The organism is Pseudoalteromonas sp. 2CM32C (genome assembly GCF_023161925.1).
GTDB classification, from domain to species: Bacteria; Pseudomonadota; Gammaproteobacteria; order Enterobacterales; family Alteromonadaceae; genus Pseudoalteromonas; species Pseudoalteromonas marina.
This window is the reverse complement of record NZ_JALNTI010000002.1, coordinates 94,144-110,943: the sequence shown is the minus strand read 5'-3', so window position 1 is coordinate 110,943 and position 16,800 is coordinate 94,144. Positions and strand designations below refer to the sequence as shown.

Sequence of the window (16,800 nt, the reverse complement as noted above, 5' to 3'; positions counted from 1 at the left end):
CAGCGCGGTACATTCCGCGCTATTCATTATTTATTTTATCACCTTCATTTAACGCCCTCTTTTGAGCATTAATCGCATTTTTTAGTTTATTAACCTTAGCTTGTTATACTAATCTGGATTTTAAAAATAAAGGATATAACAATGCTTAAGACAAGCTTAGCGCTAGCAATCGGGCTTTCAAGCAGCCTTGCATTTGCGCAATCAGCAATCACAGTTGAAGACATTCCAAAAGTAAAATCGGTAATACAAACAAGTATTAGCCCAGATGGTGAAAGCGTTGCATTTACACGCTCGTTACCACGCAAACTTTACGTTGACGAAAATGGCAGCAATTACAGCGAACTTTACGTTGTAGACGATGAAGGTGTTGAACGCCCATTTATTACCGGCTCGGTTAATATTAAAAGCCTACAATGGTCAAACGACAGCAAAACAATTTACTTTTTAGCAAAGCTTAAAGACGATAAATTTACTTCGCTTTACCAAATTCCTGTTGATGGCGGACAAGCACAAGCAGTTATGTCGTTAAAAGGGACTTCTATTTCAAGTTATCAACTAAGCCCAGACAATAAACAGCTTGCGTTATTAGCGATGCCCGCTGCCGACAAATCAGATAAAGAATTAAAAAAACTTGGTTTTAAAGCAGAAGTATACGAACTAGGTTTAAAAAACAAACAACTCTTTGTTGTTGATTTGGCCAAAGAAGATAAACCATTATCGCCAACAGCCATAAACATTGATAGCTATGTAAGCGATGTTAACTGGTCAGCCGACAGTGAAAAGCTACTCGTTAAAACTCAACCTACAGCACTTATTGACGATCGCTATACTAAATCAATGTGGCACCTTTACGATATTGCTAACGAAAAAGTAACCTTATCGTTTAAAACACAGGGTAAACTGGGCGATGCAGAGCTGTCGCATGATGGTAAATACGTCGCTATTTTAGGCGCAGAAGATCAGCACGACCCAGCAACTGGCCGCTTATTTATTGCTGACACTGAAACCGCAAAAATCACTGAGTGGCTACCTAACTTTATGGGCCACGTCGTTGATTTTGAATGGTCGCATAAGCGTAACACGCTTAACTTTATTGCCAATGTAGGTACGCAAAGCTTTGTTGCCAGTATCAAAGCAGGCTCTAATAAATACAAAAAGCTAGTTGATGAAGGCCAATTTATTGCAACGCAGTTAAGTGTTTCTGACTCAGATAAAACATTGGCACTTCGTGGTAACAGTGCAAAGCATCCTAACGAAGTGTTTATTGTGCGTAGTAAAAAAGCAAAGCGTTTAACAGACTCAAACAGCTGGCTGAACGATAAACGTTTTGCTAAACAAGAAACGATTAAACTTAAAGCGCGTGATGGCGTTGAACTAGACGGCGTACTTGTATACCCGCTCGATTACAAAAAAGGCACACGCTACCCACTTATAATGTCAGTACATGGCGGCCCAGAAAGTCACGACAAAGATGGGTGGATCACCAATTACTCTCGCCCTGGTCAAATGGGTGCTGCACGTGGGTACGCGGTATTTTATCCAAACTATCGTGGTTCTACAGGTAAAGGCGTTGATTACTCAAAACTAGGGCAAAACGATTACGCTGGTAAAGAGTTTGACGACCTAGTGGACTTTAAAAACCATTTAGTCGACATGGGTCTAGTTGACAGCAAACGCGTTGGTATTACAGGTGGTTCTTACGGCGGTTACGCTTCAGCTTGGGGTGCAACAAAACTAACTGAACATTTTGCAGCAAGTGTTATGTTTGTGGGTGTCACTAACCAACTTTCTAAGTTTGGTACCACTGATATTTCAAACGAAATGCACTTAGTGCATGCCCGTTCATACCCGTGGGATAAATGGCAATGGTATTTAGAGCGCAGCCCAATTTACTGGGCTGGTCAGTCAGAAACACCGTTGCTTATTATGCACGGTAAAGACGATCCACGCGTTCACCCTGCGCAATCTATGGAACTCTACCGCTATATGAAAGTACAAGGTAAAGATGTACGCCTTGTTTATTACCCGGGTGAAGGCCACGGCAACCGTAAAGTGGCAGCACAATACGACTACAGCTTACGTTTAATGCGTTGGATGGATAACTATTTAATAGAGGGTAAAAAAGACATGCCTGATTACGAAATAGACCACGCAGCAAAACTTAAAGCAGTAAAAGATGCCAATAAATAATTTGTGGTAAGTTAAAATATCAAGGCCGGCATTGTTGCTGGCCTTTTTTCATTATTTGTAGAACCAATATCCCCTAGCAAGCTCATGCTGTGATAAAATCTAAATTAATTCTTCGCCTCAATTTCATAATTCGACCGCTATGTCTAACAGCCCTTGTTTTACCCCATTTGCTCAACCGGTTTCCACTATTCCTTTACCGGAACAGTTTACTTACCCCTTTTTTTACGAGCCACACCCGTTAACTATTGCAGCAAGCGAACAATTGCAACAGCAGCTCGAAACACTGCCACATTTAAAAGCTGAAAACGCGGGTAAAATGTTTGGCGTGTTAGTGGTTAAAAATGAGCAAAACGAACTGGGCTTTTTAGCTGCCTACTCAGGGCAAGTTGACGCAAACAAAGCCAGTATTAACTTTGTGCCCCCTATTTCAAGTATGCAATTAAACGATGAAAATTACTTAGCTAAAAGCAAAATAATAAATGACTTGAACGCACAAATAGACGAACTTGAAAACAGTGAGCAGCTAAAGAGCATTAGCCAATTATTAGCTACCGCCAACGAAGGCTTTGAAAAAGAGCTGCAAGCGCAGCATGCTTTAATGCAAAAAAGCAGAAAAAAACGTAAAAAACAACGCAGCGACGCTGAAAAAAAATCGAGTAAAACCAAAATTCAACAACTCAAAAAAAAGCTAGCAACACAAAGCATTGAAGAAAAAAAGCAGCTTCAGGCATTAAAGCAAAAATGGCAAACACAGCTAGTCACACTTGAACAAGCGCATAGCAAAATAAACGATGAACTTGAACATTTAAAAAAACGCCGTAAAACGCTCTCCAAAAGCTTACAAAAAATACTATTTGCTCAATATCAATTTCTTAATATTGATGGCGAAATAGAAGACCTCAATGCTATTTTTGCCAAATTACCTGAGCATACGCCGGCATCGGGGGCAGGTGACTGTGCAGCCCCTAAATTACTTCAATATGCGTTTAAACATAACTTAACACCTATAGCCATGGGTGAATTTTGGTGGGGAGCCCCGCCTAAATCTGCGGTTAGGCAGCATAAAAACTACTACCCATCTTGCTTTAGTAAATGTCAGCCTATTTTAGGCCACATGCTAAAAGGCTTAAATGTAGAACCTAGCCCACTGTTGAATAACCCTGCACAAGGTAAAGAGCTTACTGTTGTTTACCAAGATGACGATTTGGTCATAGTGAATAAACCGGCAGAGTTTTTATCGGTCCCGGGCATTACCATAGACGACTCTGTATTCTTGCGTATGAAAACACAATTTCCAGAAGCTACAGGCCCACTTATTGTGCACCGATTGGATATGTCAACCTCAGGACTATTAATCATTGCCCTAAACAAACGGGCACATAAAGCCATTCAAAAACAATTTATTGAGCGCACAATAGAAAAACGCTACGTTGCTTTAGTCGATGGGAATATAGAACAAGAAAGCGGTACTATAGAGTTACCCCTAACACCAGATTTTGATGATAAGCCGCGTCAAAAAGTGTGTTACCAAAAAGGAAAACCTGCACTTACAACATGGCAAGTACTTGAGCGAAAAAACAACACTACTCGCTTGCAGCTTTACCCTAAAACAGGGCGCACACATCAACTGCGTGTGCACTGCGCACATGTATTAGGTTTAAACACCCCTATTATTGGTGATACACATTATGGTAAAAAAGCAGACCGGTTACACCTGCATGCTGAGTATCTAGCATTCACGCACCCGATTAATCACGAGCGTTTAGAGTTTAAAATTGATGCTGATTTTTAACTGATAAATACTAAAACCATCATAAATAAGGCTGCTATCACGCTTATACTAGGATTATAGGCGTAGATATTTTTATAAAATAACTTTTATGGTAATGTAACTGGATAATTAATGGTTAACCAATACTTAATAGAGATTGAAAATGCTAGATATAAACGTCTCTCAAGGCTACAACCTGCTTAAGTTTTTGATTACTAAAAGTATATGGATGAGGTTTAGCCAAAATTTAACTAACCCTACGTTTTTCAAAAAAGCTACACGTATCAGGTTAGTAAGGGCTTAATATGACTAATAACATGCAATTTAAAGCAAGTTACCTATCGGTGTTGGTTAAACAGCTTGTTGTTGTGTTTTTTTTACTCGCCGCCTTTCAAAGTATTGCTTATTCAAACACCTCCGCTACCCCTGAGCTTAGTCAGCAAGACGTACGCGCGCTGATTAAAAGTGTAAGAACAGATAAACTTGACTACCTGCAAAACAAAAAACAAATCACTCAAGCTTACGAGCAAAGTAAATTAAAACAGAATGACGCTTTGCATTTAGAAGCTGCAGCCATTTATGCCGAACTGCTTTTTAGGGAAGAAAAGTACGAAAAATTAGATAAACACCTCACTGTTTACTTATCAAATCAGCAATTATCTAAACAACCTGACGTATTACTGCTATTTTTGGAGTCACAATTAAAACTGCTTAGCCTACAAAAAGAACTCCAAAAGGCAAACGATGTTGTTAATCAACTAAAAACGCGATTTTCTCAATCTACACCGGCTGAAAAAATCATTATTTTAAGAGCCTTTGCATACTTTTATACCGAAACAGATGAACTGAAAAAAACCTTGAGCGTGGCACTCGACGGATTAGAACTGGCGATGCAAAACAACGATATTGCATCGCAAGGCTATTTTTACAGGAAGATAGCCGATGCGTATAATTATTTAGAAAACAAAGAAAAAGCAATAACATACGCTAAAAAAGCGCTGATCGCATATCAGCAAACTCAAGATGGCTTATATACAGCTAAAGCTTACTGGAGCTTGGGCAATGTATTACTTGAAATAAATAAACCAAACGAATCCCTCATTTATCTAGACAAAGCACTCTCTTACTTTGAATCTGTTAACATGCAAAAAGGACTATCTTTTGCTCAGTATTCAATTGCTAATATTTTATACAAACAAGAAAACTACGAAGATGCGCTCGCCTTAGCCACAAAAAATATTGAGGTTGCCCACCTAGCCGGAATAGGTGATATGAAACTCGCATCGATGATATTGATGCTAGATATTTATAAAAAACAAGGTTTACTTGAAAAAGCCGATAAAATGAACGATGAAGTATTTTCGATGATCGATGATTTTAGCCGCAGCATTTATAAAGCCGATTACCTTCAAAAGCGATACCAGTTAAAACGAAGCCTCAACAAAACAGACGATGCATTTGACGCAATGGAGCAAATGCTTACATTTATGAAAAAGCATTACGAAGCCACCAGCGAAACAAACATTAAAACACTGCAAATAAAATTTGAAGTAAAAGAAAAAGAAGAAAAAATACTCCAACTAGAATACGACAAAAACATTAACGAATTACTCGCCAAAGAAGAGTATCAACAAAAAATAATTTGGCGGTTAAGCGCAACAATTGCGTTTATTTTAGTTATTATGTCGTTATTACTTATTTATAAACAAGTACTACAACGTAAAAAATATTATAACATTGCGCTGACTGACTACTTAACTAGCAGTTTAAATCGACGCGGTATTATGCAAAAAGCGGCTCAAAAACTTAAGCAAAGCAATGCTACAATTGCCATTGTCGATCTAGATTTGTTTAAGCACATTAACGACACTTACGGCCACGATGTGGGTGACTCCGTTCTTAAAGCTTTTGCTCGTGCAGCACAAAATACACTTGCTGGTGACGACCAATTTGGCCGCTATGGTGGTGAGGAATGGTTATTTGTTTTAAACACCGTTGATAAACAAAGCGTTAAAACAACGTTCGATTCTATTGCCAATACACTGATAGATATTTGTAGCGAAATAGAAGGCTTAAATAATACTGAAACCATTACGTTTAGCGCAGGTGCAGCAATTAGCTCCTCCTCTAACCGCTCACTTGAAAAACTGATCATACATGCTGATGAGCTTCTTTATAAAGCCAAACAAAGTGGCCGCAATCAGGTTAATGTTGAGCAGCCCTAGGGGTATTAAAGCTTAACAAACACACACCCCCAAATATGTTTTTAACAAGCTAATTGTAAATAGCTGCACATGAAGTATTAGCTCGTATTAAAAGTAAGAAATTATTTCACCCTCTCGTCTGTAAAAAATACACAAACAATCCAAAAACATAGCCTAAAACCTATAAAATCATTACTTTCAATAACTTAAAATCTGGCACTGCGTTTGCTTATTAGTTATTAAGCAACGTAATTGATTAGGATGATTTATGAATATTTTTGAAGCACTACGTAATGATCATGACAAACAACGCAAACTAGTTGACGCGCTTATTCAAACCAAGGGCGACACAAAAAAACGTCATAGCTTAATGGATGAGCTAAAAACAGAGCTAGAAGAACATGCAAAATTTGAAGAGCGCTACTTTTATAATCCATTAATTTGTGAAGATCTAACGCAAGAAAAAGCACGCCACAGTGTTGCAGAGCATCATGAAATTGATGAACTAATTGAACAACTTGAAGATACCGAAATGAGCTCATCAGCATGGTTAGTAGAAGCTAAAAAACTACACCATTTAGTGCACCATCACTTAGATGAAGAAGAACATGAAGTATTTCAACTAGCAGGTAAAGCGCTGTCTGAAGGGCAAAAAGAGCGCTTAGGCGACAAATACAACGACGCAATGCATTAATCGTAAAAGTAAGAATTCATACACCTCCCTGTGTACTTTTGGTTATAAGCTAATTGGCTTATAACCATTTTTTTGTCTGGCTGTTTTATTTAACAGTATATTTTACGTCTTGATCCCGTAATAAATAAAGTGCAAAACACGCTGCCCACATTGGCCACGCAGTAAAAAATAATAAGTTATTAAAGCCATCAATGTACTGATTGTAAGATGAAAGCGTTGATAAGCCGTGCATTATGAAAATAATACCGTAAGTTATACGTTTTTTAATACCTGCTAAAAACGCTAAAACAAGTACTAGCTGCACCGCACCAATAATGTAAGCCACCATATCTGTAGAGCCACTGATCCCATAAAAATGCTCAAAAATACGTGCGCTATGTCCAGGGTTAACAAACTTATCGAACGTCCACATAACCATTACAATAAACACACCTACACGCAAAGATAAAAGTGACCACTGCAAACGATTTTGAACATCACTACTTAAAGAATCCGTCATAAAATTTCCTTTAAAAATATATAAATAAACCAAGAACAGAACAAGACCGTATAAGTTATGATTAATTTCAAACTATTTAGATTTAATCCAAGTAGGTATTCAACAACATTTAAAGCTTAAGACTATAATAAGAATAATTTGCACGCATCCATTCTAAAAATTAAAAAAGTTATACTTTAATTGAAAGATATTTTTATTCCTTTCGGTCTTTATCGCCAATAACTAATTACACTAGAGAGACAACCCTTGAAACACGCATACTTAGCACTATCGTTAGCCACCATATTAAACACTCCCCTTGTTGCTTTTGCAGCTGAAAAAACGCAAGTAAAAGATTCGATTGAACACATAGAGGTGGCTGGTCAAGTTATAAAGTCTCAAGGTCTTTCTGTTAAAAATGAAACAATTGACGGTCCTTTTGGTGATAACTTAGCACTTCAAGACATAGCACGCTCAGTTACGCCTATTTCAAGCGAACTTATAGAACAGCTTAACATTACTACTTTACAAGATGTATTAGCAGTAAGCCCAAACACATACTCTGCAAGTGGCTTTGGCGCGCCAAGTTTACCTACTATTCGCGGTCAATTGGGTGAGCTTTTTCAAGATAGTACACGTCGTCAAGCAGGTAACAATGGGTTTGGCGTGCCGTTATCGTTCAATTCTGTCGAACAAATAGATGTAGTAAAAGGCGCACCGCCGGTTTTGTTTGGTTCAAGCCAACGCAACGGTGGGTTTGTTAACTTACAGTCAAAAGTAGCGTCAACGGACGAAAGTAAAGGCAAAGCGAGTTTATCGGCCGGTCGTTGGGACCAATACAGTGCGCAAATAGATTACACTGCGCCAATTATTAAAGACAAAGTTGGGTTTAGAGTAAGCTATGAACATCTTGACCATGGCAGCTACTACGATTATTCAGGTACTAAAAGCGACAGTTTATTTGCAGCACTACGCATTTTGCCAGACGATAAAAGCACTTGGGATATTAACTTTGAGCTATACCAAGTCGAATTTACCGACAACGCCGGTATTAACCGCCCTACCCAAGCTTTAATTGATGATGGCCTTTATATTACTGGCCAAGGCGTGCAAGCAAATGGCAGTACAGTACCGGCGGCGGGTTCGATTGTATCGCCTACTGGGCAAGTAAACATTGATCGCAGCACTGTACTTACTGACCCTGATAACCAAAACGAAGCTACAACCTATTTAATTCACAGTATTTATAAACGTGAGCTAAGTGCAAATGCCTCACTTAAAAACATCACCTACTTTCAACATTTACAGCGTGAAGAGATTGCCCAAAATAGCTTTGTTGAAATTATTGACGGCGCCGACACGGCGCAAAATCGAACAGAACTAACGTATAGTTGGAACGACGAACAACAAACTATTTTTGCTTTTGACGTACGCTATAACAAAGTGCTTGGCTACAGCCAGTTCACCACAGAGGCCGACTTACCTATTGATTTAACTGGCCCATTATCAAATCGCCGCATTCCTTTAACAGACGCACAAAAGGCACGTTTGGTTGAGCTTCGCCCGGGTGTGTTCGTATCACCTGGTGCACAGTACGATATAGATAACGACGGCAGCGGCGACTTTAACCTATCAGACACTACTGACTCACGTTCATGGCAAACAGGTTTTGCTATTCAGCAAGACTCAGGTTGGACAGATAAACTTCATACAAGCGTAGGTTACCGGGTAGATTATTATGATGTAGAAGCACGTGATCCTATTGCACCACAAGGCCAAACTGCAGCAAGTGATAGCATTAACGACACACTTCAGTCAGGTCAGGTAAGCTTTAATTACAAACTAAATGCTGATTTCACAGGCTACGGTGCTGCAAGTTATAACGAGGCCACATCAAATAGTATGGCTGGCGGTAATGTACTGGGTGGCGACAACGTTATTAGTGAACAAAACTTTGCAACAGAAAACACACTCGTAGAATTTGGCTTAAAGTACGCTCCAACCGATAGCGACTGGTACGCTGATGGCGCGGTATTTAGCCAGCGCCGTAGTTTACGTAATCGCGATGGCAGCAATACGGGTATTCGTACCACGGGCTTTGAAAGCCAAGTATTTTACGATGCTTACCCTTATTGGCTAAGTGCGGGCTACAGCTACATAGATGCCCGCTACGATAACTCTGCAAGCAGCCAAGATTCCGCTCAAGTCGCTGATGCATTTGATAACTCACGCCCAGACATTATTGCTGGTACGGGCGTTGGCGCGCCAAGCTTTACTCCATTTGCACCGTCAAACAGTCAAGTACAAGGTATTCCAGAGCAATCGTTTAGTTTTAATGGTAATTATTCAATTACCTCGAAATGGCAAACTGGTTTTTCAGGTCTATATACAAAGAGTTACCCATTAGACTTTTTACAAACAGTTAAAATTCGTGATCAATACACGCTAAACGTAAATACTAGCTATGCATTTACGCCTAGTACTAAGTTACGTTTAGATGTAAATAACATCACAAACCAAAAAAATTGGCGTCCTGTTTTTGAAGGCGGCTACTTTGGCGCAACCTTGGCATTCCCTGAATTGCCAATAAATGCCAAGCTGACTCTGACCCATAAGTTTTAATATTTATGAATATTTAGCTTTAAAGGTTAAATATACATAAATTTGCTTCTTATAAAGCTAGGTAAAGCCTATGTGGTGTGGTTATTCCTCATAGGCGTTAAAGTAAAATTAATGCTAAACAGGCGCAGCCCAAAGGATTTACCTAGTGCAATCCAAAAAGGTTAATAGGGCCTAATTAAGAGAGAGAACATGATAAAAAAATTATTATTAATAGTGATTGCCGCCGCTGCTATTGGCGCGTTCTTTCATTTTAATTTACACCAGTTACTAACACTTGATGGCTTAAAAGGGTCAATGGATCAATTTGATCAGTACAAAGCACAGTCGCCGTTGCTTGTTATTGGCGGCTTCTTTTTGCTTTATGTGGTAGTAACGGCTCTCTCTTTACCGGGTGCGGCTATATTAACACTGGCCGCAGGTGCATTATTTGGCTTAGTTGAAGGCTTATTGGTTGCCTCGTTTGCCTCTACGGTAGGTGCTACGCTTGCCTTTTTAGTATCGCGTTATTTACTGCGCGATACAATTAAACAACGTTTTCCTGAGCGCTTAGACGCTATTGACGCAGGCGTTGAAAAAGAAGGTGGGTTTTACTTATTTACCCTTCGTTTAGTACCCGTATTCCCGTTCTTTTTAATTAACTTACTAATGGGTGTTACTGCAATTAAATCGTGGACCTTCTACTGGGTAAGTCAGGTAGGTATGCTCGCAGGTACTTTTGTATTTGTAAACGCGGGTACGCAACTTGCGCAAATTGAGAGCTTATCAGGCATTTTATCGCTCGATCTTATTTTATCGTTCGCTTTATTGGGTGTGTTCCCTTTTATTGCTAAAGGAATCCTAAACGTGTTTAAAAAACGTCGCGTATACAAAAATTACACTAAACCTAAAAAGTTCGACCGTAACATGATTGTTATTGGCGCAGGTGCTGGCGGCTTAGTGACAAGCTATATTGCAGCAGCGGTTAAAGCCAAAGTAACCCTAATTGAAGCCGGCGAAATGGGCGGCGACTGTTTAAACTACGGGTGTGTACCAAGTAAAGCCGTTATTAAAAGCGCTAAAATTGCTGAGCAAATTCGCCACGGTGAACACTACGGCTTAGAAAACGCCACACCGCAGTTTTCGTTTAAAAAAGTAATGGCACGTGTCCATAAAGTAATTGCCGACGTAGCACCACATGATAGCGTTGAACGCTACACAAACCTTGGTGTAGATGTAGTTAAAGGCTACGGTAAATTATTAGACCCATGGACTGTAGAAATTAAGCTTAACGATGGCGGCACACAAACATTAACAGCCCGCACTATTGTTATTGCCACTGGCGCACGCCCATTTGTACCGCCATTACCTGGTATTGAAGAAACAGGCTATGTAACAAGCGATACGTTATGGACTAAATTTGCTGAGCTTGAAGAAGCCCCTAAAAAGCTTGTTGTACTTGGCGGTGGTCCAATTGGGTGCGAACTTGCACAAAGTTTTGCACGCTTAGGATCAAGCGTTACGCAAATTGAGATGAGCGAACGCATCATGATCAAAGAAGACCTAGAAGTGTCTACCTTTGCTCACGAAGCGCTTATTGAGAGCGGCGTAAACATTTTAACCTCGCATCAAGCACTACGCTGTGAAGAGCGCGATGGCAAAAAGTTCATTGTGGTAAAACATAACGATACCGAAATCGATATTGAATACGATGAGCTACTATGTGCTGTGGGCCGAAGCGCTCGCCTTAAAGGTTACGGCCTTGAAGAACTCGGCATAGAAACCGACCGTACTGTAGTCACTAACGAATACCTAGAAACGCTTTACCCTAACATTTTTGCCGCTGGCGATATTGTAGGTCCGTATCAGTTTACGCACGTAGCCGCTCATCAGGGCTGGTACGCCGCTGTAAATGGCTTATTTGGTAATCTTAAAAAGTTTAAAGTCGATTACCGTGTTATTCCGTGGACTACGTTTATTGACCCAGAAGTAGCACGTGTTGGCTTAAACGAGCAAGACGCTATTGATAAAGGCATAGACTATGAAATCACTCGCTTTGAATTTGAAGAGCTAGACCGCGCCATTACCGACAGCGCCACCAAAGGCTTTATAAAAGTAATTACCCCTAAAGGTAAAGACAAAATCCTCGGTGTTACTGTGGTATCTGAACACGCTGGCGATTTAATAGCTGAGTTTGTACTGGCAATGAAACACGGTTTAGGCCTTAACAAAATACTAGGCACAATTCATAGCTACCCTACGTGGGCTGAAGGTAACAAATATGCAGCGGGCGAATGGAAACGTGCTCACGCACCTGAAAAAGTACTTAACATGCTTGAAAAATACCACACATGGCGTAGAAGCTAATATGTTTAAAACACCTTTAAAAGCGCTTTTGCTAGGGTCGGCTTTGCTTGCAACATCGTTTGCAAGCAATGCTCAAAACATGCACGAGAGCTGGAATACATTATTAAACAACCATGTTGTGGCTATTAATCATGGCCACAGCACGGAGGTTGATTACGCAGCAATAAAAGCCAAGCACAGCGAGCTTAAAACCTATTTAGATTCGTTATCGGCGGTGACGCAAAATGAGTTTGATACATGGGAAAAACCAAAGCAGCTGGCGTTTTTAATCAACGCATATAACGCCTTTACTGTTGAGCTTATATTAACAAAACACCCAAACCTTAAGTCAATTAAAGATTTAGGCAGTTTTTTTAGCTCACCATGGAGCAAAGAGTTTGTGCCATTACTTGGTAAAACTCGCAGCCTTGATGATATTGAGCATGGTTTAATACGTGGCAGTGGTAAATACAACGACCCACGTATTCACTTTGCAGTAAATTGCGCAAGTATTGGTTGCCCAGCACTACGTGAAGAAGCCTACACTGCCACTGACTTAGAAAGCCAATTGCAAGAGCAAACGGTACGTTTTTTATCAGACATGACCCGCAATATAGCGCAAGATAACACGCTAAGCGTATCTTCAATATTTAAGTGGTATGGCGATGATTTTGAAAAAGGCTTTAAAGGTGCAAATACGCTGCAAGAGTTTTTCATGCAATACCCTAAAGCACTAAAACTGATACCCGCTCAGCAAAAAGCGCTTAAAAATAATGACATGAAAGTTAAGTTTTTAGACTACAACTGGGATTTAAATGCTCGCCAATAAATGTTGGCAAACATTATCGCGATACAGCTTTTGCTGTGTCGCGTTTTGCATTTGCCTTGTTATTAGCTTTAAAAGCCTAGCAAATACACAATTACAAAGCCGATGGCAGCAAGTTGAAAGCTTAGGCAAAGACCAAAGCGTATATTTTTATGCGTGGGGCGGTGATGCGCAAATAAATGCGTATATTCAATGGGCTGCACAGCAAGTAAAAGCCAAATACAACATTAACTTAGTACATGTAAAGCTCAGTGATACTAGCGAAGCTGTAAGCCGGGTACTTGCCGAAAAATCAGCAAACAATAACAACAAAGGCAGCGTAGATTTAATTTGGATAAACGGTGCTAACTTTGCCACCATGAGCGAGCACTCATTATTACTAAAACAATGGGCTAATAAGCTGCCTAATTTTAGCTACACCGACCCTAGCAATAATCCCGCTGTTAATTTTGATTTTGGAATACCCACTGATGGAATGGAAGCCCCTTGGGGCCAAGCATCGCTCACCTTTTACTACGACAGTTTAGCAATTGACGGCACTGCAAATAACACACTACCAACAACCCTAAACCAATTACTTAGCTGGAGCGCACAAAACCCAGGGCGTTTCAGTTACCCAAAGCCACCTGATTTTTTAGGAATGAGCTTTTTAAAATACGCGCTTGTTGTGCTTCATCAACAAAGTGATGACACGCTTAAAGCGCAGTTAAATCAGGCTGCTACTGCAAAAAACACAGCCCAAGTATTAAACCCATTATGGGACTTTTTAAATCAACTGCACCCAACGCTTTGGCGCGGCGGTAAACACTTTATGCAAAGTGGTGCACAAATGCGCCGCTTAATGGGCGACACAGAGCTAAGCATAGCGTTTACGTTTTCAGCGCCCGAAGTACCCGCCGCCGTTAAACGTTATGATTTACCTAAAAGTATTCGCAGTTATGCAATGCAAGACGGCAGTTTAAGTAACACCCACTTTGTAGCCATACCTTATAATGCAAGCCATGCACAAAGTGCGCAGTTAGTGGCTAATTTTTTATTAAGCCCAGAGGCGCAAGCTCAAAAACAAAAAGCGCCTATATGGGGCGATAAAAGTGTACTTATTCAATCAACGCTAGCACCACAGCAACAAGCCTTATTTAAAACAACGCAACCACACCCAAGCGCGCTGCCTTTAAATAGTATTAAACGCACGCTAAGTGAGCCACACCCAAGCTGGGTAAACGCTATTATGCAAGGTTGGCAAACACGTTTTGGAGTAAGCCAATGAGTGTTGTTTCAAATAAGTTAGCAGCAAGCCCAACGCTTAAACCACATAAAAGCGCTGATATGTTTAGTAAATTAGTTAAATTAAGCCCACGCTTTTTACTGGCATTGCTAATTTTGCCGGTAATAGGCGGCCTAATTAGCGTGCTATTGCCCGCTTTTGGCTATGCGCCGGTACTTGAACATACAACACTTGGCCTGCATGGCTTTACTATGCTTATGCAAACCCCCGGCCTTACACACATGGTTATGCTAAGTGTTGGCACCGGATTAATAAGTACCTTACTTGCCTTTACCATTACCTTAATGATTTTAGCAGCATTTTTTAATAGCCCGTGGCTTAACCGTATTCAGCGTTTACTGAGCCCAATACTGGTAATACCCCACGCAGCAGCGGCTATAGCCGTTGGTTTTTTAATTGCTCCTTCGGGTATGATCTCGCGGTTAGTATCACCTTGGTTAAGTGGGTGGGAACTTGCGCCTAACGGCATGTTTCCGCATGACTCGTTTGGTATTAGTATAATTTTAGGCTTAACCCTTAAAGAGCTGCCTTTTTTACTGTTAATGGCGCTAGGTGTACTTGCCCAACCTGAGCTTGGCAAAAAACTGCGCCAACAACATAAAGTAGCGCTTAATTTAGGCTACTGCCCTATGACTGCTTTTTTTAAAGTGATACTGCCAAGCCTTTATCCATTATTGCGCCTACCCATTTTAGCCGTATTAGCTTATGCCAGTGCAAGTGTAGAAATGCCTCTTATTTTGGGACCAAATACACCACCCACATTGGCTGTCGCTATTATGCACTGGTTTAACGATGTAGATTTAAACCTACGTATTAAAGCCTCTGCAGGGGCGTTATTGCAGCTTGTACTTACTGGTGGTTTACTCGCTCTTTGGCTTGGCGGCGAAAAAACCATAAAAGCATTATTTAGTGATTTACTCACCAATGGCGAGCGAGAATATGGCGGCATTTATTGGCAAAAAATAACGACCGTATTAACAGTATTTGTAATTGGCTTTATTTTGCTTTCATTAATTGGCTTAATTATGTGGTCGGTTGCCGGGTTTTGGCGTTTTCCGGCGGCACTGCCCGATCAGCTCACGCTACTTCACTTTAAAAGTGCGCTAATGCAAATGCAAAGCCCGCTTTTTAATACCCTTGCTATAGGGCTAGTTACTACTTTATTTGCCATTGTTATTACCCTTTTGTGCTTAGAGTCGGAGCAATTAAGTGCAAAACCCATGTCGCGCTTTACCAGCTTAATTATTTATTTACCGCTGCTTGTACCAAGTATTGCGTTTTTATTTGGCCTAGTGTGGCTGCAACAACTAGTAAATAACCAAGCGGCGTTTTTTAATGTGGTATTTACCCATTTATTGTTTGTACTGCCGTATGTGTTTTTATCGCTTGCGAGCAGTTATAGGCGATTAGACCCTCGCTTTGCTCATGTAGCAGCAAGCCTTGGCGCAACACCCTGCAAAGTGTTTTTACACGTAAAATTACCCCAGTTATTTGCCCCTATTTTAATTGCGGCCGCACTTGGTTTGGCCATTAGCTTTGGCCAATATTTACCTACACTTTTAGCCGGTGGCGGGCGCATAGCAACCATAACAACTGAAGCGGTTACCCTTGCTAATGGCGCAAGTAGGCGCACCAGTGCTGTGTATGCCATTATGCAAATGGTATTGCCACTCATTGGCTTTATACTGGCGTGGGTTTTACCTAAGTACTTTTTTAAAAGCGCACATCGCTAACCCATAAATTAAAAGGTTTTTAATGCAGTCATCTTTAGAGATTAAAAATTGTGAGCTTTATCGTCAACACGAGCAATTACTAAGCTTAAACGAGCAGGTAAAAGGCGGCGAAATACTCACTATTATGGGGCCATCAGGCAGTGGTAAATCAAGTTTATTAAATTGGCTTACCGGTACATTACCCAACGGCTTTAGCGCAAATGGCGAAGTGTGGCTTAACGGTGAAAATATTAATAACTTGCCTGCTCATTTACGCCACATAGGTGTGCTTTATCAAGATGCGTTATTATTTTCGCATTTATCGGTAAGCGGTAACATTGCTTTTGCTATGCCTAAAGGCAATAAAAAACAGCGCTTTGAAAAAATAGAGCACGCGCTTGAACAAGTAGGATTAAAAGGCATGGCTAATCGCCATCCCGACAACCTCTCTGGTGGGCAACAAGCACGCGTTGCTTTACTGCGTATGCTATTAAGCGAGCCAAAAGCTATTTTGCTTGATGAGCCTTTTAGCAAGCTCGATACCCAATTAAGAGTAGATACCCGAGAGCTGGTATTTAGCCAAATACGCGAGCATAAATTGCCCACTATTATGGTAACCCACGATCATAGCGATGCAGAGGCCGCAAACGGCAAACTGATCACCTTAAATTTAGCCAAATAAATACACGCACAAAA

Annotated in this window: 11 protein-coding genes; 10 read left to right on the top strand and 1 reads right to left on the bottom strand. The window is 40.5% G+C overall.

Going from position 1 to position 16,800, the window contains the following annotated elements; genetic code table 11:
* Positions 1-141: 141 nt before the first annotated feature.
* From MTF67_RS04390 to MTF67_RS04375, 4 genes are all read left to right on the top strand, one after another.
* On the top strand, positions 142-2,190 hold the full coding sequence (locus MTF67_RS04390; RefSeq protein ID WP_008129677.1) for a S9 family peptidase: 2,049 nt from the start codon (positions 142-144) through the stop codon (positions 2,188-2,190).
* A gap of 139 nt (positions 2,191-2,329) precedes the next feature.
* Entirely contained in the window at positions 2,330-3,982 is a 1,653-nt protein-coding gene (locus MTF67_RS04385) for an RluA family pseudouridine synthase (RefSeq protein ID WP_248518814.1), read from the top strand.
* Between the two features lie 284 nt (positions 3,983-4,266).
* A complete protein-coding gene (locus tag MTF67_RS04380) occupies positions 4,267-6,186 on the top strand; it encodes a tetratricopeptide repeat-containing diguanylate cyclase (RefSeq protein ID WP_248518813.1) in 1,920 nt (639 codons plus the stop codon).
* A 247-nt stretch (positions 6,187-6,433) separates the two neighbouring features.
* Positions 6,434-6,859, top strand: coding sequence for a hemerythrin domain-containing protein (locus MTF67_RS04375; protein WP_006792655.1), 426 nt, complete (start codon positions 6,434-6,436; stop codon positions 6,857-6,859).
* Between the two features lie 85 nt (positions 6,860-6,944).
* Here MTF67_RS04375 and MTF67_RS04370 read toward each other — a convergent pair whose 3' ends face one another.
* Positions 6,945-7,358 carry a hypothetical protein gene (locus MTF67_RS04370; protein WP_006792654.1) on the bottom strand — a complete coding sequence of 138 codons (414 nt, stop codon included), beginning with the start codon at positions 7,356-7,358 and terminating at the stop codon, positions 6,945-6,947.
* Between the two features lie 246 nt (positions 7,359-7,604).
* On the opposite strand from MTF67_RS04370, the gene MTF67_RS04365 reads away from it, so the two are divergent.
* The 6 genes from MTF67_RS04365 (at position 7,605) to MTF67_RS04340 (ending at position 16,786) form a co-directional block, all read left to right on the top strand.
* Entirely contained in the window at positions 7,605-9,959 is a 2,355-nt protein-coding gene (locus tag MTF67_RS04365) for a TonB-dependent receptor (RefSeq protein WP_248518812.1), read from the top strand.
* Positions 9,960-10,148: 189 nt separating this feature from the next.
* The gene (locus tag MTF67_RS04360; RefSeq protein ID WP_248518811.1) at positions 10,149-12,302 is read left to right on the top strand and encodes a bifunctional TVP38/TMEM64 family protein/FAD-dependent oxidoreductase; all 2,154 of its coding nucleotides are present in this window, start codon (positions 10,149-10,151) and stop codon (positions 12,300-12,302) included.
* 1 nt (position 12,303) lies between these two features.
* A complete protein-coding gene (locus MTF67_RS04355) occupies positions 12,304-13,110 on the top strand; it encodes a DUF547 domain-containing protein (protein WP_248518810.1) in 807 nt (268 codons plus the stop codon).
* Positions 13,097-14,374, top strand: coding sequence for an ABC transporter substrate-binding protein (locus MTF67_RS04350; RefSeq protein WP_248518809.1), 1,278 nt, complete (start codon positions 13,097-13,099; stop codon positions 14,372-14,374). Before MTF67_RS04355 ends, MTF67_RS04350 begins: the two co-directional genes overlap by 14 nt.
* Positions 14,371-16,125, top strand: coding sequence for an ABC transporter permease subunit (locus MTF67_RS04345; protein WP_248518808.1), 1,755 nt, complete (start codon positions 14,371-14,373; stop codon positions 16,123-16,125). The genes MTF67_RS04350 and MTF67_RS04345 overlap by 4 nt, the downstream gene beginning before the upstream one ends.
* A 22-nt stretch (positions 16,126-16,147) precedes the next feature.
* Positions 16,148-16,786 carry an ATP-binding cassette domain-containing protein gene (locus MTF67_RS04340; RefSeq protein WP_248518807.1) on the top strand — a complete coding sequence of 213 codons (639 nt, stop codon included), beginning with the start codon at positions 16,148-16,150 and terminating at the stop codon, positions 16,784-16,786.
* Positions 16,787-16,800: the final 14 nt, after the last annotated feature.

What these genes read in the sequence shown, in the direction of transcription:
- MTF67_RS04390 (WP_008129677.1), top strand. Translation starts at nt 142, where the DNA reads ATGCTTAAGACAAGCTTAGCGCTAGCAATCGGGCTTTCAAGCAGCCTT.
- MTF67_RS04385 (WP_248518814.1), top strand. Translation starts at nt 2,330, where the DNA reads ATGTCTAACAGCCCTTGTTTTACCCCATTTGCTCAACCGGTTTCCACT.
- MTF67_RS04380 (WP_248518813.1), top strand. Translation starts at nt 4,267, where the DNA reads ATGACTAATAACATGCAATTTAAAGCAAGTTACCTATCGGTGTTGGTT.
- MTF67_RS04375 (WP_006792655.1), top strand. Translation starts at nt 6,434, where the DNA reads ATGAATATTTTTGAAGCACTACGTAATGATCATGACAAACAACGCAAA.
- MTF67_RS04370 (WP_006792654.1), bottom strand. Translation starts at nt 7,358, where the DNA reads ATGACGGATTCTTTAAGTAGTGATGTTCAAAATCGTTTGCAGTGGTCA.
- MTF67_RS04360 (WP_248518811.1), top strand. Translation starts at nt 10,149, where the DNA reads ATGATAAAAAAATTATTATTAATAGTGATTGCCGCCGCTGCTATTGGC.
- MTF67_RS04355 (WP_248518810.1), top strand. Translation starts at nt 12,304, where the DNA reads ATGTTTAAAACACCTTTAAAAGCGCTTTTGCTAGGGTCGGCTTTGCTT.
- MTF67_RS04350 (WP_248518809.1), top strand. Translation starts at nt 13,097, where the DNA reads ATGCTCGCCAATAAATGTTGGCAAACATTATCGCGATACAGCTTTTGC.
- MTF67_RS04345 (WP_248518808.1), top strand. Translation starts at nt 14,371, where the DNA reads ATGAGTGTTGTTTCAAATAAGTTAGCAGCAAGCCCAACGCTTAAACCA.
- MTF67_RS04340 (WP_248518807.1), top strand. Translation starts at nt 16,148, where the DNA reads ATGCAGTCATCTTTAGAGATTAAAAATTGTGAGCTTTATCGTCAACAC.